Origin of the sequence: Rhizobium sp. P44RR-XXIV, assembly GCF_001999485.2 — a bacterium.
Taxonomy (GTDB): Bacteria; Pseudomonadota; Alphaproteobacteria; order Rhizobiales; family Rhizobiaceae; genus Rhizobium.
In genome coordinates this window covers 1,228,485-1,249,225 of the sequence record NZ_MPVZ02000029.1, presented here as the reverse complement: position 1 = coordinate 1,249,225, position 20,741 = coordinate 1,228,485, and the positions used below count along the sequence as shown (strand labels likewise).

Annotated in this window: 21 protein-coding genes; 14 read left to right on the top strand and 7 right to left on the bottom strand. The window is 58.9% G+C overall.

From position 1 onward, the window contains the following. The first annotated feature begins 3 nt into the window (after positions 1-3). Positions 4-1,545: a hypothetical protein gene (locus BSK43_RS31795; RefSeq protein WP_077467472.1), complete on the top strand. Its 1,542-nt coding sequence runs from the start codon at positions 4-6 to the stop codon at positions 1,543-1,545. Positions 1,546-1,684: 139 nt separating this feature from the next. Next, positions 1,685-2,572, top strand: a complete 888-nt coding sequence (locus BSK43_RS31790; protein WP_246662748.1) for a hypothetical protein — start codon at positions 1,685-1,687, stop codon at positions 2,570-2,572. A 34-nt stretch (positions 2,573-2,606) separates the two neighbouring features. Here BSK43_RS31790 and BSK43_RS31785 read toward each other — a convergent pair whose 3' ends face one another. Next, positions 2,607-3,830 (bottom strand): FAD-dependent monooxygenase, encoded by a 1,224-nt coding sequence (locus tag BSK43_RS31785; RefSeq protein ID WP_077467470.1) that lies wholly within the window; start codon positions 3,828-3,830, stop codon positions 2,607-2,609. Then, positions 3,827-4,630, bottom strand: coding sequence for a WecB/TagA/CpsF family glycosyltransferase (locus BSK43_RS31780; RefSeq protein WP_077467691.1), 804 nt, complete (start codon positions 4,628-4,630; stop codon positions 3,827-3,829). The genes BSK43_RS31785 and BSK43_RS31780 overlap by 4 nt, the downstream gene beginning before the upstream one ends. A gap of 733 nt (positions 4,631-5,363) precedes the next feature. Here BSK43_RS31780 and BSK43_RS31775 point away from each other — a divergent pair. The 8 genes from BSK43_RS31775 (at position 5,364) to BSK43_RS31740 (ending at position 13,152) form a co-directional block, all read left to right on the top strand. Next, complete coding sequence (locus tag BSK43_RS31775) at positions 5,364-6,410, top strand: LacI family DNA-binding transcriptional regulator (RefSeq protein ID WP_246662747.1); 1,047 nt, start codon at positions 5,364-5,366, stop codon at positions 6,408-6,410. Between the two features lie 83 nt (positions 6,411-6,493). Beyond that, positions 6,494-8,101 carry an ABC transporter substrate-binding protein gene (locus BSK43_RS31770; RefSeq protein ID WP_077467469.1) on the top strand — a complete coding sequence of 536 codons (1,608 nt, stop codon included), beginning with the start codon at positions 6,494-6,496 and terminating at the stop codon, positions 8,099-8,101. Positions 8,102-8,112: 11 nt separating this feature from the next. Beyond that, entirely contained in the window at positions 8,113-9,081 is a 969-nt protein-coding gene (locus BSK43_RS31765) for an ABC transporter ATP-binding protein (protein WP_077467468.1), read from the top strand. After that, a complete protein-coding gene (locus BSK43_RS31760) occupies positions 9,074-9,940 on the top strand; it encodes an ATP-binding cassette domain-containing protein (RefSeq protein WP_077467467.1) in 867 nt (288 codons plus the stop codon). Before BSK43_RS31765 ends, BSK43_RS31760 begins: the two co-directional genes overlap by 8 nt. Positions 9,941-9,951: 11 nt before the next feature. After that, on the top strand, positions 9,952-10,878 hold the full coding sequence (locus BSK43_RS31755) for an ABC transporter permease (RefSeq protein WP_077467466.1): 927 nt from the start codon (positions 9,952-9,954) through the stop codon (positions 10,876-10,878). Between the two features lie 24 nt (positions 10,879-10,902). After that, a complete protein-coding gene (locus tag BSK43_RS31750) occupies positions 10,903-11,790 on the top strand; it encodes an ABC transporter permease (RefSeq protein WP_077467465.1) in 888 nt (295 codons plus the stop codon). 36 nt (positions 11,791-11,826) lie between these two features. Continuing rightward, a complete protein-coding gene (locus BSK43_RS31745) occupies positions 11,827-12,642 on the top strand; it encodes a glycerophosphodiester phosphodiesterase family protein (protein WP_077467464.1) in 816 nt (271 codons plus the stop codon). Between the two features lie 150 nt (positions 12,643-12,792). Further along, positions 12,793-13,152 (top strand): NIPSNAP family protein, encoded by a 360-nt coding sequence (locus tag BSK43_RS31740; protein WP_077467463.1) that lies wholly within the window; start codon positions 12,793-12,795, stop codon positions 13,150-13,152. A 79-nt stretch (positions 13,153-13,231) separates the two neighbouring features. On the opposite strand, the gene BSK43_RS31735 is transcribed toward BSK43_RS31740, so the two are convergent. The 3 genes from BSK43_RS31735 to BSK43_RS31725 all read right to left on the bottom strand — a co-directional run bounded on the left by BSK43_RS31735 (position 13,232) and on the right by BSK43_RS31725 (position 15,990). Continuing rightward, entirely contained in the window at positions 13,232-13,807 is a 576-nt protein-coding gene (locus BSK43_RS31735) for a TetR/AcrR family transcriptional regulator (RefSeq protein WP_077467462.1), read from the bottom strand. Between the two features lie 114 nt (positions 13,808-13,921). Beyond that, positions 13,922-14,581 (bottom strand): TetR/AcrR family transcriptional regulator, encoded by a 660-nt coding sequence (locus BSK43_RS31730; protein ID WP_246662746.1) that lies wholly within the window; start codon positions 14,579-14,581, stop codon positions 13,922-13,924. Further along, entirely contained in the window at positions 14,527-15,990 is a 1,464-nt protein-coding gene (locus tag BSK43_RS31725) for an amidase family protein (RefSeq protein ID WP_246662745.1), read from the bottom strand. Before BSK43_RS31725 ends, BSK43_RS31730 begins: the two co-directional genes overlap by 55 nt. 142 nt (positions 15,991-16,132) lie before the next feature. Here BSK43_RS31725 and BSK43_RS31720 point away from each other — a divergent pair, with 142 nt between their 5' ends. Together BSK43_RS31720 and BSK43_RS31715 are read left to right on the top strand one after the other, a co-directional pair. Beyond that, positions 16,133-16,408, top strand: coding sequence for a type II toxin-antitoxin system ParD family antitoxin (locus tag BSK43_RS31720; RefSeq protein ID WP_077467460.1), 276 nt, complete (start codon positions 16,133-16,135; stop codon positions 16,406-16,408). Then, positions 16,395-16,739 carry a type II toxin-antitoxin system RelE/ParE family toxin gene (locus tag BSK43_RS31715; RefSeq protein WP_077467459.1) on the top strand — a complete coding sequence of 115 codons (345 nt, stop codon included), beginning with the start codon at positions 16,395-16,397 and terminating at the stop codon, positions 16,737-16,739. The genes BSK43_RS31720 and BSK43_RS31715 overlap by 14 nt, the downstream gene beginning before the upstream one ends. 37 nt (positions 16,740-16,776) lie before the next feature. Here the strand turns inward: BSK43_RS31715 and BSK43_RS31710 are convergent, their stop codons facing one another. Together BSK43_RS31710 and BSK43_RS31705 are read right to left on the bottom strand one after the other, a co-directional pair. After that, positions 16,777-17,418 carry a transglutaminase-like cysteine peptidase gene (locus tag BSK43_RS31710; RefSeq protein WP_077467458.1) on the bottom strand — a complete coding sequence of 214 codons (642 nt, stop codon included), beginning with the start codon at positions 17,416-17,418 and terminating at the stop codon, positions 16,777-16,779. 166 nt (positions 17,419-17,584) lie between these two features. Then, positions 17,585-18,295 (bottom strand): SDR family oxidoreductase, encoded by a 711-nt coding sequence (locus tag BSK43_RS31705; protein ID WP_077467457.1) that lies wholly within the window; start codon positions 18,293-18,295, stop codon positions 17,585-17,587. An 85-nt stretch (positions 18,296-18,380) separates the two neighbouring features. Here BSK43_RS31705 and BSK43_RS31700 point away from each other — a divergent pair, with 85 nt between their 5' ends. After that, positions 18,381-19,316, top strand: coding sequence for a LysR substrate-binding domain-containing protein (locus BSK43_RS31700; RefSeq protein WP_077467456.1), 936 nt, complete (start codon positions 18,381-18,383; stop codon positions 19,314-19,316). Between the two features lie 346 nt (positions 19,317-19,662). Beyond that, positions 19,663-20,727, top strand: a complete 1,065-nt coding sequence (locus BSK43_RS31695; protein WP_077467455.1) for an ABC transporter substrate-binding protein — start codon at positions 19,663-19,665, stop codon at positions 20,725-20,727. The last annotated feature ends 14 nt before the right edge of the window (positions 20,728-20,741 follow it).

Here is a 20,741-nt window from a genome sequence, read left to right as displayed (position 1 = left end):
GCGATGAGCGTCACGGGCGGCCATGCCGGCTTCAATCCGGCAGCGCAGAACTCACTGCGCTCGGATGCCGTATTTCATCTGTTTATCGCAATTCTTTCGGTCATCGCGTCCGTTTCCGCCTTTGCAGTCTGGACACCGTTCGGGGTTGCGGCGACGTTTCTTCTGACATTGATCCTGTCAATCGCGCTACCTGGATGCATCCCCGCCGTTATCGCCTGCTCGTTCCTCTATCAGAACCTTGTGGTCGCGTGGTTCACGCCTTTCGTTCCAGATCACAATACGTTCGATGCCCTGCGTGGGGCCAACTTCGTCATTCTGATGGCTGCCTTCGGCATGTTCTTCATCGCTTCATTCCAGTATCGCGTGCGTGCCTTGACCGAATTGCGTCCATGGCTGCTGTTCAGCTTCGTGCTGTGCGGAACGGTTTGCTTCTACTTCGCGCTTGGAGCGGTTCACGGAGGCCCCAAGGACGCGGTCATCTATTTCCGCAATACGATCACGCCGATTGCCTGCTTTCACATCGCAATCCTGGCCGCGAGCCTTTATCCTGTCGACTTGCGCAAGGCGATCTTCTGGCTCTGCGTCGGCGCGATCGCCTATGGCTATCTGGAACAGATTTTCAGGATGGATTTCCTCAGCCTGTTCCATGGCGATCTCTATATCCAGCGTGGCCTCAAAGCGCAGATCGAAGCGGGTGTTTGGGAGAAGCGGCTCCGGGAAACGGGCTTCGTGCTCCGCGGTCTCGAAGATACGATGATGACGACCTTCTTCAACATCAAGCTCCTGAGCGATCTGTTTCCACCGATCTTCCGCAACGGCGGTCCGAACTTTCACCCGATCAGCTATGCCTATGGTTTGAGTATCATGGCCACCTGGCTCCTATTCAGGGGGCGTTGGCTGTTGCCAATCGCTGCGATCCCGCTGCTTCTGGTGATCGGTTCCAAGGGCGCCACATTCATGTTGATCGTCGCGCTCGGCGCGCGGGTGATGTTTCGCCCATCCAGGGCAGAGCTGACGCTCCTGGCGGTGGTCGTATTGTCCGGGGTGTGGACGGTCGCGGCAATCGCCTTTGGTGCGACGCATGGCGACTACCATGTTCTCGGCCTGATCGCCGGCGTTCGCGAATTTCTGCACAATCCCCTCGGGCAGGGATTGGGCATTGGCGGCAATCTGTCCAGTACCAGTCTCAATCTTGATTGGGACCGGGCGCAGGGGGAGGGCGTGGCTTCGGTTCCGGTCGAAAGCGCCGTCGGCGTGATGCTCTACCAGATGGGAGTGGGCAGTTTCGTTTTCTTCGGCTTTCTGATTGCGCTTGCCGTGGCGGCGCGCAAGCAGCTCATCGCGACAGGCGATCCCGATTTCCTCTTTGCCTTCGTCACCATCGTCACGATCACCTCCAATGCCGTATTGCAGGAGGAGGCATTCTTCTCGCCTCTTGCCCTCGGCTTCTGCCTTCTGCTGGTCGGTGTCTCGTTCGGTACGCGATGGCGCGCAGTCGCAATGGCGAGAGGCCTGTCGTTGCAACGAAAGGCTGCCGAGATATAGTCACTTACACGTAAACGACAGTAAGTTTAGAGGGTTCTTTTGTAAGTATTCGCAACAAATATTTGTTAATGATGATGTAGTAATGTCTTTGAAAGAATGAAACATTGACCACCAAATCGGTAATATTCCGGAGTTAATCGTGGCTGTTTTAGGTGCATACCCTCCCGGACTTACTTGCCGGCCGATTGAAGACAGCGATTGGGACGGCATCATCGATTGCCTTGGCAGGAATTTTCCGACGCGCTCCAGAAGCTATTGGGAGCGGGCCATCGTCCGCATGGAGAAAAGGCCCATCGTGCCGGATCTCCCGAAATACGGCTTCGTGCTGGATATGTCGGGGCGGATCGTTGGCGTCTTGCTGGCGCTTTATTTCCGCCATGAGGGACAGGAAGGCGAGGAAGAAATTCGCTGCAATCTCTCAAGCTGGTCCGTCGATCCGGAATACCGCGCCTTCGCCGGCAAGATGGTGATCGCGGTACTGAGAAAAAAGAACGTCATCTATTTCAATGTTTCGCCGGCACCCGGGACCGAGAAGGTCAACGAGGCGCTCGGTTTCCGTCGATACTCGGAAGGCCAGCTTGCGTTCCTGCCCATTCTAAGTTTGGTGAAGCATCCGTATCGCGTGCTGGAGGCCCGTTCCGATCTTCCGGAAATGTCGATGCTTTCCGAAGGCGACAGGGACATTCTTTTAAAACATGCGGCCCTTGAATGCCGCTCACTGATCTGTGTCGGCGAGGGCAAGGCATTCCCCTTCGTGTTCAAGACGCGCCGGATCTTCCATGGCATGGTTCCCTGCTCCCAGGTCATCTACTGCCGTTCGCTAGACGAGTTGAGCCAGTGCGCCGGTGTGCTCGGTCGCTACCTGCTGCGCAAAGGCATGTTGCTCGCAATCGTAGACGCCAACGGACCGGTGCCCGGTCTGACGGGCCGATATTTTGCGGGCAGTGGAGCGAAATACTTCAGGGGCCCGAAACCGCCGCCGCTCGGAGACCTGACATTTACAGAGCTCGTCATATTCGGCTCCTGACGGTACAGCGAAACTAATCCAGGCAATCTTGCCTCTACAGCGCAGGTGATCGCGTGGTGAGTTTGGGGTGGCTTCCCACAAGGTGATGCAGCTTTGCCGCAAGGGCAGGGCTCAGGCTTTCGATTGCATGCACCAGGCGGCGTCGAGCGAAATGGAATTGACGGCGCATTTGCCAGCTGAAATTGGTGTTGGTCGCAAGGTTGCGACGATGGTCGGCCAGTTCCAGCGCAAGAGTATCAATTCCGAGCTTTTCAGGATCATCGTAGTAGGCCGTGATCTTCGCTCGATCGATAGAGGCTTCGCTCATCCATTGTGGAATGTAGACCGTGCACAGACGTTCCACATCCGTCAGCAGCCGACTGACGCCGGCTCCGCTCGCCGGGCAGGAGGTCTGATAGGCATCTCCAATCAGGACGACGCCATCCTGCCGGCAGTTCTCCGCGATGGTCATGTCGGTAAGCCAGCTGTCGATGCGGCCGACAATCTCGAAATCACCGAAGGTCTCGATGAGAGACGGGAAGACGGCGGCAAGTGCGTCCTTCGGATGCTCCTGCAACGACTTCACCCACGGGTCTCGCGAACTGCGGAAGGCGAAGAGGTTAGCCCTAGTCGTGCCTGGAACGGGAAAGAGATCGAGATGATCGATGCCATCCGAAGCGGCATGATAGGTAAGGGCGGCGTGACGAAAGCTTTTTGCGCCGACAGGGCGAAGATTGAAGCCGAATGCCAGCGACCGCTTTTCACTAACAGACCGGTGCGAGATACCAAGGTCTCGGTGCAGAATGTCACCCATCCCGGTGGCAAGAACGAGAAGCCGCGCCGTAATCTCGTCCTGGCCGAGGATCGCGATGCGTTGGCTGCTTGCGCTGGTCTGTACGCGACTGGCCTGGCCGACGACGAAATTCACGGTTTCCGGCAATGCGGCCCGCATCGCCGAGACGAGCTTGTTGTAGAAAAATCCATAGTGCCAGCCATAGGTCCGATCCAGCATCCGCCCCTTGTGCATGTTGACCACTTCGTCGAAGGCTGTGGCTGAAGCGGAGAGGGGGCCGAGGAGGCGAAGCCGGTGGAGCTGTTCGATCTGGTCTCCGCTTATTCGTTCGACGCGGAATTCCTGCGGGACGATGCGATGGAGATCGATCAGCGTAACGCGATAGCCGGCCCGGCCGAGTATGCAGGCGGCGATGGTTCCGGACAGTCCTCCACCGACAATGGCTATGTCTGTGTCCGTTTCGACAGGGGATCGTTTGGTCATCATTTCGAATACCTCAGGATCGCGTAGATGGCGTAGGGATTGGTTGTGAGATACCGCCAGAAAAGTCTGCGCGGCTCCATCATTGTGCGCCAGAGCCATTCGAAACCGGCCTTCTGCACCCAGAGCGGCGCTCGCTTGGTCTTCTTGGCCAGGTGGTCGAAAAGTCCACCCGATGTCTTGATGATGCCGACATTTCCGAGCCGTGCGGCAAAGTCGTGCACGAAGATCTGTTCACGGGGAACACCGAGGCCGAGCCAAAGGATATCTGGCGCAAGCGCATTGATCTCATCCAGCTTCTTTTCCAGTGCTTCTCCTGAAAGATAGCCATGGCAGTGGCCGACGATACGCAGGTTCGGATGGTTCGCCTGCGTCACCGCCACGGCCTTTTGGTTTTCCGTCTCGGTCGAGCCAAGGAGGTAAAAAGAAATGCCTTCTTTCTCGGCAAGCCCGGCCACGTCTTCATAGAGATCCGTTGTCGCCACACGCTCGGGGAGCTTCACCCTGCATAGCCACCGCGAAGCCATGACAAGCGGCTGGCCGTCGGCCAGAATCTGATCGGCTTCGTGAAAAAGCTTGGCAATCCTGGCGTCGGCATGAACGCGCGCGACAACCTCGCCATTGGCCGAGGTGAAGTAGTAGGGACGGCTATCGCGACGACGCTTTCGCGCAACCTCGATCATGAGAGACGCCGCATTGCGCCGATCGACCACGGTGATGGGCAGGCCACCTATCAGCACGCTTGGAAGGGGAGCAGCTTCCAGCGGAATGGCTGAACCATGTTCCGGTGCATCAATGAATTGCATTTGGCTTTCCGCATGGGAGGCGCCCCCGGCAGGCATAGAACTGTTTGCGGATGCTTCGCGACCGGCAAGGTAGGGCACCCCACCGCCATCGGTGATTGCGGAGGCAGTCATTGGATTATTTTGAAAGCCTGTATCAATATCGCGCACAATCATTACCCCTTGCTTGAGTAATGGTTAGCTAATATGAGCGTATAAGTTAAGTCGTTTATTAGTATTTAGTTAATGTATAAAGTTCTAACAAAATGATATACCGATATGGTGGCTTTGGCTCGCGTCGCATTAGAACGAGCCCGCAAGATAAATGTAAATAAAAACATATGCTTGAATGCTGTGGAGCTTTGAGTTTCAGACCAATAAAAATGCCGAGCCGACTCATTGTCGGTTGGCTGCAGAATCTGTGTCGACCAAACTGCCTACCGAGGCTACTGCGCAGACCGTACTAAATTTAAACAGTATGAGATATGACCGTGCCCATGAGTGGCGGCAGGATGAGAAATCATTATCCGCCATTCCGTCTGCCGCTCGTCTGATACAACCAGAATGGCCGCCGTGCGATGGTCGACGGCTCGAGGCGGTCAATGCCTCGTCCTGGTTGATTAAGCAATTCGTTTAATTTCTGCGATGCCGCTGCGGCGGATTTGCGCCTTGACGCAGGCGGTTCAACGGCCGCATTTGTCGTTGCGCCTAGCTTTCGGCATTGTCGTGCCGCGGCGGAACGGTCCCGGCAGAAGATATGAAGACACCGAAAAGAATCGGAATTATCGAGGTCGCACGGCTGGCTGGGGTATCCGCCACAACGGTTTCGCGTGTCCTCAACGGCCAGGTCGATAGTCGCATCAGCGTGGAAACACAGGAGCGCGTCAGAGCAACGGCGAACAGCGTCGGCTATGTCGTCAACCGGCTGGCGACTTCGCTCAGAACGCACCGGACCGGCGTGTTCGGGGCGATCGTCAACAGTCTTTCGGGTCATTATCAACCGCATCTGACCAGCCGGCTACAGGCGGCGGCCCAGCGCCGAGGTGTGGAACTGCTGGTCGCCCAGGCAAAGGCCGAGGCAGGCGAGGTCGCGGGCCAGCTGCGGCTGTTCCAGGAAGACTTTTTCGACGGCGTGATCATGGTCAGTGATCTCCCCGGTCAACAGGCCCTCTGCGATCATCTCGATCGTATGGGTAAGGCGCATGTGACGCTTGGCGCGGGGTTGACGGGGCCGCTGCCGGCAGTGCTCACCGATGATCGATATGGGATGAACTTGCTGTTCGATCACCTGAATGGACTTGGGCATCGCCGCATCTCTTTCGTCTATCGCATCAGCCGCAATGCGCTGCGCGATCGCCTGGCGATCTTTGAAGAGACGATTGCCGCCAGTCAGGGTTCTATTGCTGGCGATGTCATATCCTTCGAGAGAGGTGAGAGCGATCGCAAGACGTTCCTCGGCATCCTGGCCTCGCCGGAGCGGCCGACGGCTCTCATCTGTGGCAGCGATGGGCTTGCCATCGAGGTCGTTGCATTCCTGCGTGACAGCGGAATTCGGATTCCTGACGATATCTCTGTTGTCGGTTACGACAATGTGCCCGACACCGCTTATTGGGCACCACCCTTGACGACAGTGGCTCAACCGACGGATCAGCTCTGCGAGGCGTCGCTTGATCTTCTGGTTGAGTTGTCGAATTTGCCATTGGAAGCGCGCGTTGCAAAGCGTCCGATACGCTTCGTGCCGCCTGAACTTGTCATACGTGCGTCATCCAGCTCCCCTAGTTTGCGGCCATTCTCCCTTGCGTAGTTGAAACGGCAGTTTTGAGTGCAAGTGGCCGTTTTTCATCTGCGCAAACGTTTGTGCAATTCATTTGGTTGGAGACTGTGCCGATGTCCGATACCTTGCTCAGCGGCCTGAATATGGCTGTTACCCGCCGCACCACGCTGCTCTTGGGAGCGGCGGCCGGCCTCTCCAGTTTCGTGCCGGCGCTCTCTGCCTGGGCCGATAATGGTGAGGACAACAGGCCTGAGCTTCGCATTGCCGTTCAGCAGAATCCGATATCGCAAGAGCCGGTCGATGCAGCCAGCAACGTCGCTTTCCGCAACAATTATTCGATCCACGAGACGGTTCTCGCGCTTGACATGCGTGGCGATTTTTCGGTGAAGCCCAATCTCGGCACGTCCTGGACCTGGGTCTCGCCGACGGTTCTGGAAATGAAGCTGCGTCCGGGCGTGATCTTCCATGATGGTCGCGAAATGACCGCCGAGGATGTCGCCTTCTCGTTCGGCCCTGAGCGGCTTCTGAACAAGGATGCGCCGGGCTACCCCACCTATCGCACCAATTTCACCAGCCTCGATCATGTCGAAGTTGTGGATCCGCTGACCGTTCGCTTCGTCACCAAATTCCAGGATCCGATCTTCCTGCAACGCCTCGCATCCTATGCCGCGGTCGTCATAAGCAAGGACGCCTGGCAGAAGAACGGCGGCAATTGGACGACCTGGCGCCAGAAGCCCGTCGGCGCCGGCCCCTACAAGGTCGAGAGCTATGCGACCAATGAAAATGTGGTTCTGGCTGCTCACGATCAGGCCTCTCGCGGCAAGCCGGCTGCCAAGCGCGTGACGTTGCGCATCGTGCCGGAAGTTTCCTCGCGCATCGCCGGTCTGCTGGCCGGCGACTATGATATTGCGACGGACCTGCCGCCGGATCAGCTAGCAGTGGTTACCGCCAGCACAGGTCACGAGATCGTCGGTGGCCCGGTTCCCAACCATCGCATCCTGTTTTTCGACAAGAACAATCCAGCTTTCAAAGACCCGCGCGTTCGCCAGGCGCTCATTCTTGCCATCGACCGTCAGGCGATCGTCGATACGATCTGGAATGGCCGCACCAGGGTGCCGAACGGCCTGCAGTTCGAACTCTATGGTCCCGTCTATCTCAAGGATTATCCGGCCTACAAATATGATCCGGATCAGGCGATGCAGCTCCTGAAGGATGCAGGTTATAACGGCGAAGAAATCGAAATCCGCTCGCAGAACAATTATTACACGGCGGAAAACCCCGTCACGCAGGCGGTCGTCGCCATGTGGCAGGCCGTTGGCGTCAATGCCAAGATGAAGTTCGTCGAAAGCGGCAAGCTGTTCGAAAATTCCTCGACCCGCGCCACCGGCAATTGGTCAAGCACCGGCCAGATCCCGGACCCCTACATTTCCTTCTTCACCCAGTTCAGCTCAGCCGGGAACCTGAATTCCTTCAAGATCTGGCAGAATGCGGATTTCGATGCTCTCGGCGCGAAGATGGAGCAGGCCGTCGATCCGGCCGATCGCGCCAAGATCTTCCGCGACATGCTCAATCTGATCGAATGGCAGGATCCGGGCGTGACGGTTCTGCATCAGAACGCCGTCTTCTTCGGTATCCGCAAGGGCATCAAGTGGCAGCCGCTGCCGGCATTCCAGATGGATCTTGGCGCGGGTAGCCTTGCCTTCGAAGAGCAGAAGAGCTGAGCTTTCCTGAGATGCTTCCTCCCGTCCTTTCCGTTGACGATTTGAGTGTCACGTTTCAAACGAAGTCGGGTCGATTCCATCCGGTCAACAATGTCTCCTTCGACCTTGCCGCAGGCGAAATCCTCGGCATCGTCGGGGAGAGCGGATCGGGCAAGAGCGTCACCTCTCTTGCCCTTGCCGGCTTGCTTGGTCCGACGGCTCGGGCGACGGGATATATCTCCTTTCAGGACTCCATGTACGACGCGGGCGAGCTTGGCTCGATGGCGCGTGCAAAGTTGCCGCCCATCGGCCTGATCTTTCAGGAGCCGGTCTCCTGTCTCAATCCGGTGCGGACCATCGGCTCTCAGATTTCCGAGGCGGCCGTGAGTGCCGGCATGATGCCGAGCGAAGCCAAGGCCGAGGCGCTGCGGCTGCTCGCCGAGGTGGCCATTCCACAGCCGGAAACGCGTTACAATGCCTATCCCGCGCAATTTTCCGGCGGCATGTGCCAGCGTGTGATGATCGCCATGGCGCTTGCCATGCAGCCTCGGCTGATCATTGCCGATGAGCCGACCACTGCGCTCGACGTCACCGTTCAGGCGCAGGTCGTGGCGCTGCTAGTCAAGGCAGTACGCGAGCGCGGCATCCCGATGATCTTCATCAGCCACGATCTCGATCTGGTCTCCGAGGTTTGCGACCGCATCGCCGTGATGTATGCGGGCTCGCTGGTCGAGATCAACCGGACGGATGATCTCTACGACAATCCGCGCCATCCCTATACACGGCTGCTGCTGGAGGCGATGCCCGGGCGCGGCAGGCCGCTTGAAAAGCTCGCCGATATTCCCGGCGAACTGAAGCTGCACGGCACAGTGCCGCAGGCCTGCGCCTTCGCACCGCGCTGCCCGCGGGTCGAGACCAATTGTGCGACGACGGTGCCGCCGCTGATTGCCGGCAGGGCTTCGCTTGCCTGTTTCAATCCCTGGAGTTCCCACGATGCTTGAAAAGACGACGCCATCGCGTGGGGAAGGGGCAGAGATCGCGCTCGTCGCCCGCAATCTGCACTTTTCCTATTCGCCGGGCTTCTCCCTATGGCCCGGACGAGTTCAGGGATTTCACGCGATCAAGGATATAAGCCTGGAATTGAAACCCGGTGAAACGCTTGGTCTGGTTGGGGAATCCGGTTGCGGCAAGTCCACGCTTGCCTCGCTCCTATGCGGCGATCGTGAGCCGACCTCAGGCGAGATCGCGCTATTTGGCACGTCTTTCAAGAGCCTGATGAAACCCAACCGGCGTGGGCTGGCGAAGCATTTGCAGGTGATCTCGCAGGATGCGCTGGGCGCGCTTGATCCGCGCCGCAGCGTCGGCCACCAGATGCTGGAGACACTGGCGATCCACGGTATCGGTCACCCGTCGAGCCGGCTTGACCGCGCCGCCGAGACCTTCAAGGCCGTTAGCCTGCCGGTCTCCGCGCTGGAGAAATTCCCGCATCAGCTTTCCGGTGGGCAGCGGCAGCGCGTCGCCATCGCCCGTGCTTTGGTCGTCGAGCCGAAGATCCTACTCTGCGATGAGCCGGTCTCGGCTCTCGATGTCTCGGTACAGGCGCAGGTTCTCAACCTCCTGCTAGATCTTCAGCGTGCCCGCGGCCTGTCGCTGCTCTTCATCAGCCACGACGTGCGCGTCGTCCGCCACGTCTCGCATCGCGTCGCAATCATGGAGGCGGGACAGATCGTCGAAACCGGCCAGACCGAAGACGTCTTTGCAAATCCAGCGCATCCCTACACTGCAAAGCTTCTCTCCGCCGTGCCACGCGGACGGCGCCACAAGATGCGGCAGGCAACAGCCGTTCTCGAAACGCTCTGAAGGAACAGGCCATGCTTCAGTCTATCGCGCGCGCGCTGCTCAGGGCTCTCGTCACGCTCTTCCTGGCGATCACCTTCACCTTCATCATTCTGCGTGTCAGCGGCGATCCCCTCCATTCGCTGCTGCCCGTCGAGACGCCGCCGGAAGTGGTGGCGCTGATGCGGCAGCAATGGGGCCTCGATCAGCCGCTCTACATCCAGTATTTTTCCTATCTCGGCCATCTGTTGCGTGGCGATTTCGGTACCTCGCTGCTGAACGGACAGGACGCCCTGACGCTGGTACTATCCAAGGTGCCGGCGACGCTGGAATTGATGGGTGCAGCTCTTGTTCTGGCTTTCGGCGCCGGTGTGCCTCTCGGCATTCTGGCCGCACGCAACCGGGGCGGTCTGATCGACCGTTTCGTGATGATGCTGGCGGTGCTGATGCATTCGCTCCCGAATTTTCTCATCGCTATTCTGCTTATCCAGCTGTTTGCCGTGTCGTTGCGGCTGCTGCCGAGCGGTGGCGGGTCGACGGTGGCGCATCTGGTCATGCCGGTTCTGGTGATCGGTCTTTACAATGCCGGCATCATTGCTCGTTTCGTCCGTTCGAGCGTGCTTGAGGTGCTGGGGCAGCGCTATATCCTTGCCGCCCGTGCCAAGCGGATCGGCGAACGCGCCGTTCTATGGCAGCATGTCATGCCGAATGCGGCATTGCCGCTTCTGACCATGCTTGGCTTCCTCGTCGGCGGCATGATCGGCGGCGCGGCCGTGGTCGAGACCGTCTACGCCTGGCCGGGCGTCGGCCGCTTCCTCGTGTCATCGGTAGCGCAGCGCGACCTCAATATTGTGCAGACGATCGTGCTGCTGATCACCGCAACGATGGTCAGCGCCAACCTTCTCATCGATTGCCTCTACATTCTCGCCGATCCGCGCCTGCGGCATCGAGCTTCGGCCTGATCGGCCAATGGAAAGATTATAGCCATGACGAACACAGCGACCGACGCCGACGTGCTCTCGAAGATCAAGCCTGGGAAAACCCCGCGCCGTCTGCGTCTCGATGTCACGACGGCGCTCTGCGCGATCGTGCTTGTCAGCTTCGTTCTTGTGGCGATCTTTGCCAATGTTTTTGCACCCTACCGCTTTGCGCAGATCGATCTTCACGCTCGCAAGGTTCCGCCGATCCTGTTTGGCGGCACATTCAAGCACATGCTGGGTACCGATGAACTCGGCCGTGATATTCTGAGCCGCATCTTCTACGGGTTGCGCACCAGCCTGCTCATCGCGCTCGGCGCTTCGGCGATCAGCCTGGCGCTCGGCACGACGCTCGGGCTGCTTGCCGCATTTCGCCGCGGCTTTGCCGACATGCTGATCCGGGTGGCGGTAGATTTCCAGGCCTCGATGCCATTCCTGATCATCGCGCTCGCCGTGCTCGCCTTCTTCGGCGACAATCTCTGGCTCTTCATGGGGCTGCTCGGCCTCTACGGCTGGGAGCGCTATGCCCGGCTGGTGCGCACCATGGCCGGCCTAGAGCTGGAGCGCGGCTACGTCGCGGCCTTGAAGCGCAATGGCGCCGGCATGCCGCGCATCGCCTTTCTGCATGTCCTGCCGAATATCCTCTCGGTCGTTCTCGTCAATCTCACCGTGATCCTGCCGGAGATCCTGCTGCAGGAATCGGCGCTGAGCTTCCTCGGGCTTGGTATCCAGCCGCCATTGGTCAGCCTCGGCAGCATGGTGGGCGCGGGGCGCGATTACATCATGACCGAATGGTGGATCTCGATGCTGCCCGGGATCGTAATCTTTCTGCTGTCACTGTCGATCAGCCTCATCGGTGACTACCTGCGCGACGCCTTCGATCCAACGCTTCACTAGCCCCAAATATCGTTTCGACCCTCAAGGAGAATTCCAGTGCCTTTGCCTCTCAACGCGGCTCGTCATGGCCTGCTGCGCATCGCCGCCCATCGTGGTTTCAGCCGCCGCTTTCCGGAAAACACAATCCTCGCATTCGAGCAGGGCGTCGCGGCCGGTGCGAACGAAAGCGAGATCGATCTGATGCTGACACGCGACGACCAGATCGTCGTCATCCATGACCGTACGCTGGAGCGGACCACCAATGGCTTCGGCTTTGTCGCCGATCATGATCTCGAGCATATTCTGACGCTCGATGCCGGCGCGAAATTCGACGGGCGCTTTGCCGGTACGCCTGTGCCGACGCTCGCCGATGTCGTCCTTTGGGCCAAGCAGAGTGATACGCGCCTGGCAATCGAGATGAAGGAGCCCGAACGTGGCGACCGCCTGATCGACATCATGGTCGGCACGTTGCGGGATCTCGATGCCTTCCAGCATGTCGCCATATCCTCTTTCGACCACATCGATCTTCGGCGCGTGAAGGAAATAGAGCCCCGCCTGCAGACGGAAGCCATCCTGCATCACCGCCCGGTCGATATCGTGGCCTCGATGCGCGCAGGCGGGATCGACGGTGTCTCTCTGGAACTGAACCGCTTTCATCGAGCCGACGCCGAATCGCTCCGGGAGGCGGGCATTGCCGTACGTCTCAGCCTGCCATTGCCTGAAAAGCTGGCTCTGTTCTGGCAGAGCGGGCGGGATTATCTTCCGATGATCCGGCAGTGCATTGCCGATGGGCTGATCGACGCCATCATCGGTGATGATGTCGATTTTCTCTTCATGCTATCCAAAGACAACTCCGCACGGGAGAAAACATGATTGACCGCTGCCGCTTCTTCCTGCGAGCGGCAGCGTGAAGTTCATCTGATGTCGAGCGAGCAGCTCTGCCGCAACCCTCTCCATTGTTCTCCATGGACTCAGCTTTGCAGCCATGCCAGCAGTAGTGTTTTGTGAGTGAGGCAATGCTCGATGTCGAATGCGCCAGTAACATGCGAGGTTCGCTATCGCCTCGATCCGGACAGGATCGAGGACTTCAAAGCCTATGCGAAAATATGGATCAAACTTATCGAGCGCCACGGTGGAACGCATCATGGCTACTTCCTTCCCCGTGAGAGACCAGCCGGCATTGGCATAAGCTTTCCCGGCGTGGGAGAGGATGGGGCTGACGATATTGCCATAGCCCTGTTCACCTTTCCAGATGATGAGGCGTATCTCACCTACCGCGAAAAGGTCGCCAACGATCCTGACGGTATCGAAGCCAACGCACGGTTTGGAAAGCAGCCGCCGTTCTTTAGCTATGAGCGCATGTTTCTGCAGCCGATTCCGTGACGGGATTAAGCATGGGAGCAAGACGAAGATTGCTGATCAGTCGGCTGGGATAGAGGCCCTGCTGGAAACTATCCAGCAATCAGCTCGCCTTCCTTGAGCTGCTGCCAGCATGACCGAGTGCGTCCATCGCAGCCGCCACGATAAAGCCGCGCCACTCCCGCTTGAGATCCGCGCGCACGGCAACCGATGCCGTGATCCCGAGACCGGTGAATGCGCTCGTGACGCGGACGATCCGTTCCTGCTCGACGGACTGCATATCAATGCCAAGTGCCGCATACATGATCATCCCGAGCTCTATCATCTCGGGATCGGCATTCTGCCCATTCTCCGCCAAACGGTATTGAAATGCTGAAATTCCCGGCCAATCATATGCGAAGGTGACGGAAGCTTCCACGACGGCTCGATCGCGCTCGATGCCCGGAGCAAGAGTTTCCACACTGGCGCGCAATGTCTCCATGTGATCGCGGCTCGTTTCCATCGCCGCATCGTAGAGCGCCTGCTTGCTGGGATAGTGGTGCAGCAACCCGGCTTTCGAATAGTTGACGGCATCCGCGATCTGTTGGAGCGAGGTGTTGGCGAAACCGTGCTTCGCGAACAATCCTGCGGCGTGATCGAGGATCTCAGCGTCAATTTCGGCTCTGGTCGGTCTGGGCATGTTCGAGGCCTAGCATGGGCCAACCGAGGCAGTCAATTTTCAATTGAACTGGTCGGTCGCCGCATGGGCGGGATAATGGCATCGTCAGGTTGATGACCGTGATGGCTCCATTTTTCAGCGCGGGCCAGGGTTTAACAAAGCCTGCAATCCGGCAAGCTGATAGCGCCAGAAGACGGCGACTGCCTGTTGGATGGCCTGCGGATCTTGGTGCGCTTCGAGAATGTCTGCGATCATGTCGACCGTGCGGGCAAAGACCTTGTGCAATACGAATCTTGCAGGCGGCGACAGCGCATCGCCGCCTTCTCTTTTCTCCGCGTATGCAGAGGCGAGGCGCTCCATTTCGTTGATCATCATAGTCCTCACCCGTTCAAAGCGCGTGCCGCGGCCGCCGCGCAGGAGGATGAGTACGGCAAGACGATGGTCGATCCAGAACGACAGAAGTGCGCGCGCAGCCTCCGAGCCGCTTGCGGTGGCGCCTTCCCAACGATCCAGCCTTTCGAATTCTCTCAGGCGAGCGCGCAAAAGCCGTAGCAGTCGCGCCGCAATGGGCGCGGTGACAATGGCATTGAACAGCGCCTCCTTGTCTTCGAAATATTTGTAGATGTTGCCGGTACTGATACCGGCCCGCTCTGCAACATCGGCAAGCCTGGCTGCCGTAAAGCCCTGTTCGGCAAACACTGTGCCTGCCGCCTCGACGATGCGATCACGCACCTCATCCTTCAGCTTTTGCGGCATGCGGTCACCTCGGGCAAAGTGGCCAGATCGCTCATCCATGGCGCGGCTTCCTCGAGCTGGAGTGCCAGTGAGAACAAGAGGTCATCCCGCTCTCTGGCGGCAGCGAAATGGCAGCCGATCGGCAGGCCGTTCGCGGTACGATGAAGGGGAACCGACATTGCCGGCCAGCCGGCAAGCGATGCGACGACCGTATATCCCGCAAGTCTCGCTATGAATGCATCCGCTTCGGCAGGCGCCTGCTCTGGTCCATGCGTGCCGAGCGGAAAGGCTGGCATCGGGACAGTGGGCGAAAGGAGAATGTCTATGTCCGCGAGCGACGTATCGGCATCCCGTTCTGCGAGATGGAGCGCTGCCACCAGCCTTGCCAGGGTTTCGGGCGGCGTGCCCTCTGCCCTGCGGGCGAGATCAAGCGTATATGGCTCGAACAGATCTGGATTGAAACTGCTTCCCAGCATCTGCCGCACCTGATTCAGCAACTGACCGATACTGTAACCCGTCAGCGTGAGGAATGCCTCACTTGTGGCGCGAGTATCGATCGTTGGGCCTTGAACGTCGATGACGTCATGGCCCAGGAGACGGCAGAGCCGAATACCCGTTTCGAGCGCGGTTTGCGCTTCCGAAGATGGCTGCGAGCCAAAGCAATCCAGGCGATAGGCGCCGATGCGCAATCGCTGTCGCGGCGATTTCCTCAAAGCCTCGAGTGACGGAAGCATGGTCACCCGGTCCGCTCGCTCGGTGACGGATAGCCAATGGTAGCTGTCGCGGACCGACCGGCTGACGCAATGGTCTGCGATCAGCCGCGCCGTCGGCATTTCGGCTGGCATGCCATTGGACACGGTGCGCCCCCGGCTGGGCTTGAAGCCGAAGAGGCCTGTGAATGAAGATGGCCCGCGAATTGAGCCGCCGCCGTCAGACGCATGGGCCATCGGCACCATGCCAGAGGCAACCGCGGCGACCGCGCCGCCCGATGAACCACCGGGCGATCGGGAGACACCCCAGGGATTGCGCGTTGCGCCATTGCTGAGTGTTTCAGTCGTGCCGAGCAGCCCGAATTCGGAAGTTGCGCTTTTGCCGAGAGTGATCAGCCCGGCGGCATCCAGGGCGTCGGTATAGGGGGAGCCCGCAGGAGTCTTCTGGCCGGCAAACAGGCGTGTTCCGAATGCCGCTGCGTGACCGGGATAGGGCATGAGGTCCTTGATCAGCGTCGGCACGCCGGCGAAGGGACCGTTCGTCTCTATCTCTGCGGCGCGCTTGCGGGCGAGATCGAAATCCACCGAAGCCAACGCGTTGATGTCGGGGTTGATGCGCTCTATTCGGGCGATGGCCGCGTCGACAAGTTCGAGCGGCGTGACCTCTCCGCGCCGAACAAGATCGGCTTGGGCAGTCGCATCCAACATGGCAAATTCATCCGATACTTGGCCCGGCGTGATGGCAGCAGTGTCGTTCACGATTGCAACTCCTAAAAACGAATAGAGAATTTATTATTTACTATTTGAAGTCAAGGCTGGTTTAGCGCTCGATCACCCGAAAGACGGATGTCTTGACATATATGCGACTGAGTAGCACTTTACGTGAAAAGGAGCCCAACCAATGAGCATCAAATCATCGATCTCCCTTACGGATCAGCAGGACGCATTCGCGCGTTCGCTTGTTGACGCTGGGCGCTATTCAAGTTTGAGCTCGGTCTTGCAGCAGGGCTTGGAGCTTCTTCGTCAAAAGACGGAGGCTGACGCCGCCGAGACGGAAGCACTGCGCACCGTGATCCAGCGGCGGCTGGAAGGCTCGAAGATCTCGGCCACCGATATGGGAGATCGCATCGAGGATATGATCGAGCGCAAGCGGCGAGCGCTCAGTGTGGAATCTTGAATATTCGCGGGATGCTGTCCTCGATTTCGAGCTGATCTTCGATCATCTGTCCGAGGCCTACGGTGATCTGGGAGACACTTCCGACGAAGCCTGGGCGCGTGCGGCCGACCGGATTCGCCAGCTTCGCACGGATATCGATCGTTTGGTGGAGACGCCTTACATCGGAACGTTGCGGCCGGATATTCATCCGGGTATTCGCTTTCTGCGGCGCGACAAGGCCGTTGTCTGGTTTCGATCGGACGAAGAACGGCTGATGATTACCGTCGTTGCGATCTTCTTCGGCGGCCAGGATCATATCAGGCACATGCTGGCACGCATGCTGGAAAAATAGAGGGCACGACGCTTCAAGCCTGCCTTTGGGGAATGGCTTAGTTCATCACACTCGCGACGACGGTCGGCTTCTGGATGATATCAACCCAGCGCCCGGTGTCGTTGATCGCCTGCCGCTTCAGATAGTGATAGGGCGTGTGCGTCCAGTCTTTGACCTGATCGGTCAGATTGTCGAGAATGAAATCGCCGCGGTCGGTGCGCACGGTGACGACGGCGTGACCTTCTCCATCCGGAAGACGCACGACCGTGATCAGCAGATCGGCAAGCGAAATGCCTTTCTTCATCAGTTCGCGGCGCTTCTCCAGGGCATAATGCTCGCAATTGCCCATGCCGTCGTCAGGATAGTTCCAGTATTGCACGACGCCGTAGTGATCGAGATCGCTGATCGGCTTGACCCATGTGTTCACCGAGGTATTGACCTCGACAATCTCGTCCCAGACCTTTTGCGTGATCTGGAGGGGACGCAAGTCAGTCGGATGGATCGAGCATTCTTCAGGGCGTCGCTGGCAGAATTCGTAATGCCCGATCGGCTGCGATGTTATCGAGCCTGTGGGCATGATCGGGTCCGACGCTGCCGAGGCACCTGTATTGCAGGCAAGCAGTGCGACCGCAAAAGTGAAGGCAGAGACAATAGTTTTGCCAGCAGAGAACAGGCTGGCTGGCCGGACGACGCAAAACATACAAACGCCTTTGCCCAAAGGAACAGTGTTAACGAATTGTTAAGTTTTGCGGCCCGCGAAGTCAATTTGGGTCATCGCCGAGCGGCCGCAAATCTTAATAGATGGTTAACGTAGATCTTTGGAGCAGGACGTCACGCGACAGGCCTGGGCGCCGTCACCTTTCGGATCAGCGCATGGTGTAGCCGCCGTCGCAGAAGAGCGTGCTGCCGGTCATGTTGGTGTTGTCGAGCAGGAAGAGGGCAGCGTGGGCTTGCTCTTCGACTGTGGCCGGCCTTTGGACGAGGCAGATCTTGCGCCAGTACTCGTAGGCCGGCTCCCGCACATGGTCCGGTCGGTTGCGCCACAATTCGCTATCCGTCGTGCCGGGCGAGAGGCAATTCACCCGGATCGGATTGAGTTCCAGTGCAAGGCCGCGCGCCAACCCCTCAAGTGCAGCATTGCAGGCGGCATAGGCCGGGGCGCCGACTGGCCGGGCCGAGGCGGCACCGGACATCAACACGACAGATGAATCGGCACGAAGATGCGGCAGCGCGGCATGGACGGCGCGATATTGTCCCCAGAACTTGGCTTCGAATAGGGCTTCGCTGGTCTCGATGCCGCCGTCGCGGAAGGTGCCGGTCTGATAGGAGGCGGCGGGTGTGAAAAGGCCCGATAGCATCGGCGTCTCGGCAAAGAAGCGATCGAGCGAGGTGCGGTCCGTTATCTCCACGGTTCGGCCGGATGCCGCAGGGCCGAGCGCGGCCAGAGCTTTGGCGAGATTGTCCGGAGACCGGCCGCCGATCAGCAGCCGGTCTCCCCGTTTTGCAAGTGTCTGAGCAAGCGCCAGACCGATGCCTGACGTGCCTCCGATGATGGCGTAGGTGCGAATATTGGTCATGAATTGAAGTTATCCGCGCCTGAAACGCTGTTAAAGCGACAAATAATCGTTATATTACCGAATTAAATTCTTGAATGGTGGCCCCATGCAGCATCAGCCGGGCGACGATATCGGAGTGTTTCTGGCGGTCTGCGAAGCGGGAAGTTTCGTTGCGGCATCGACCCGGCTACGGCTTTCCGCCTCGGCGGTTGCCAAGGCGATCGGGCGCATCGAGAAGCGCCTGAACATCAGGCTGTTCAAGCGCACGACCCGCAGCCTATCGTTGACGGTGGAAGGCATCGCCTACCGCGATGTCTGCGAGACCGCCTGGCGGGATATTCATCGGGTCGAGACGATAATCTCCGGCCTTTCCGACGAGCCCGCGGGCACTCTCAATGTCAGCCTGCCGCCGCTTTTCGGCTCGCAAATCGTCGCGCCGGCGCTTTACGCCCTTTCGCGTAAATGGCCCCGGCTCAGTCTCGATATCAGCACCTCAATCGAGCATATCAATCTAGCCGACAGTGGCATCGATCTGGCCGTTCGCATCGGTGAACTGCCAGACACTGGCGGGCTGATCGCCCGGCGGTTAGGTGTGCAGCGCCTCGTTCTCTGCGGCTCCCGAGGTTATTTCGACAACCGCAGGCGGCCGGAGACGATCGAGGATCTCGCCGATCACGATCTGATCGGCGCCCCAAGGAACGGTCGTCCGGCACCGTGGCAGTTCCGGTTACCGAGCGGCGAGCTATCGATATGGCATCCGAGGACGCGACTGCTGCTGGAGGGCAGCCTTCTCACGCTCTCGGCGATCAGATCGGGGCAAGGGCTTGGTCTGGTGCCTCAATGGCTGGTGCGAGACGAGATTTCCGGCGGTCAGTTGATCTCTGTTTTTGAAGATCGCATTTCTGGTCATCTACCTGTTCACGCCGTCTGGCCGGCCGCACCCATTATGTTGCCGCGCCTGCGCGTGGCGATAGATGCAATCGTCGAAGCTACCGCGCTCGAACTGACCAGTGGGGCGATCGAACATCTCGCCGCAGTTTAGACGCAGGACCTATCCGATAAAGGTCTCTCCCTTGCAATTTAAAACTTCTTCCGTCGTGACAGTTCTCTGACAGGAATCGATGCCAGCTTGTCCCGATCTGTAGAGGACAGAGACGATCGGTTCCAAACCGATCGGCCATTGGGAGGGAATCCATGAACATCATGCTCGGCCGCGTCTAGCGGCAATCGTTCGTCGCCTTACGGCCATCCGCCAAATCACTCAGCCGCTGGCGGCCTTCTGTTGAAGGCCTGTCCATCCCGCTCGTCTTCAGGATGGCGTGGGCGGAAGCGATAGCGGTTTGCGATGGCAACAAATCACATCCAGCAGTCAATTGGGAGGATATTAGATGTCACTGCTTTTCAGAAAACTCAGTCTCGCGGCCGCCATAACGGTCGGCATCAACGGTGCAGCGCTTGCCGCCAGCGACGATCTGATCGCCGCTGCCAAGAAGGAAGGCGTGATCTCGATCTACGCCGCAACCGACCTGACACAGGCACAAGCCCTACTCGATGCTTTCACCAAAAAATATCCGGGTATTCGGGTTGATTACAACGATATCGGCACCAACGGCGTCTATAATCGCGTGATCTCCGAAGCCGCGGCCGGCCAGGTCGGCGGCGACCTCGTCTGGACGTCGGCGATGGACCAGACCGTCAAGCTCGCCGTCGACGGCTATCTCGTCTCCTATTCCTCGTCCGAAATCGGCGCACTTCCAAGCTGGGCCGTCTATGACAAGACCGTCTATGCCACCACGCTCGAGCCGATCGGCATGATCTATAACAAGCTCGCTCTGCCGGAGGCCGAAGTGCCGCGTACGCGCGCAGCCCTGATCGAGTATCTCGGCAAGAAGGATGTCGCGGGTAAAGTCGCAACTTTCGATCCGGAAAAATCCGGCGTCGGCTTCATGATCCAGACCAATGATTCCAAGCAGCGCAGCGACTATTGGGATCTGGTCGGAGCATTCGGCACCGCGAAGGGCAAGACCTATTCCTCGACCGGCTCAATGCGCGAAACCGTGGTCTCCGGTGAGAACGTCATCGCCTTCAACCTGATCGGTTCCTACGCGCTCGATTGGGTCAAGAGCGCCTCCAACCTCGGCGTCGCCTTCGGTCAGGACTACACGCCGGCCTTTTCGCGCGTCGCCGCCATCATGAAGAACGCCCCGCATCCTAACTCGGCCCAGCTGTTTTTGGATTTCATGTTGTCGCAGGAAGGCCAGAACGCCATCGCCTCGAAGGGCATGCCGTCGCTGCGCACCGATGTCGACCAGGGATACAACCTCAACACCATCAATGAACTGGTCGGCGGCAACCTGAAGCCCATCGCGCTCGATGACTCGCGTCTGGAGTTCATGGATCCGATGAAGCGGCTCGAATTCCTCAAGAAGTGGCGCGGCTCGGTCAAGAGCTGACACGCGCCCAAGCC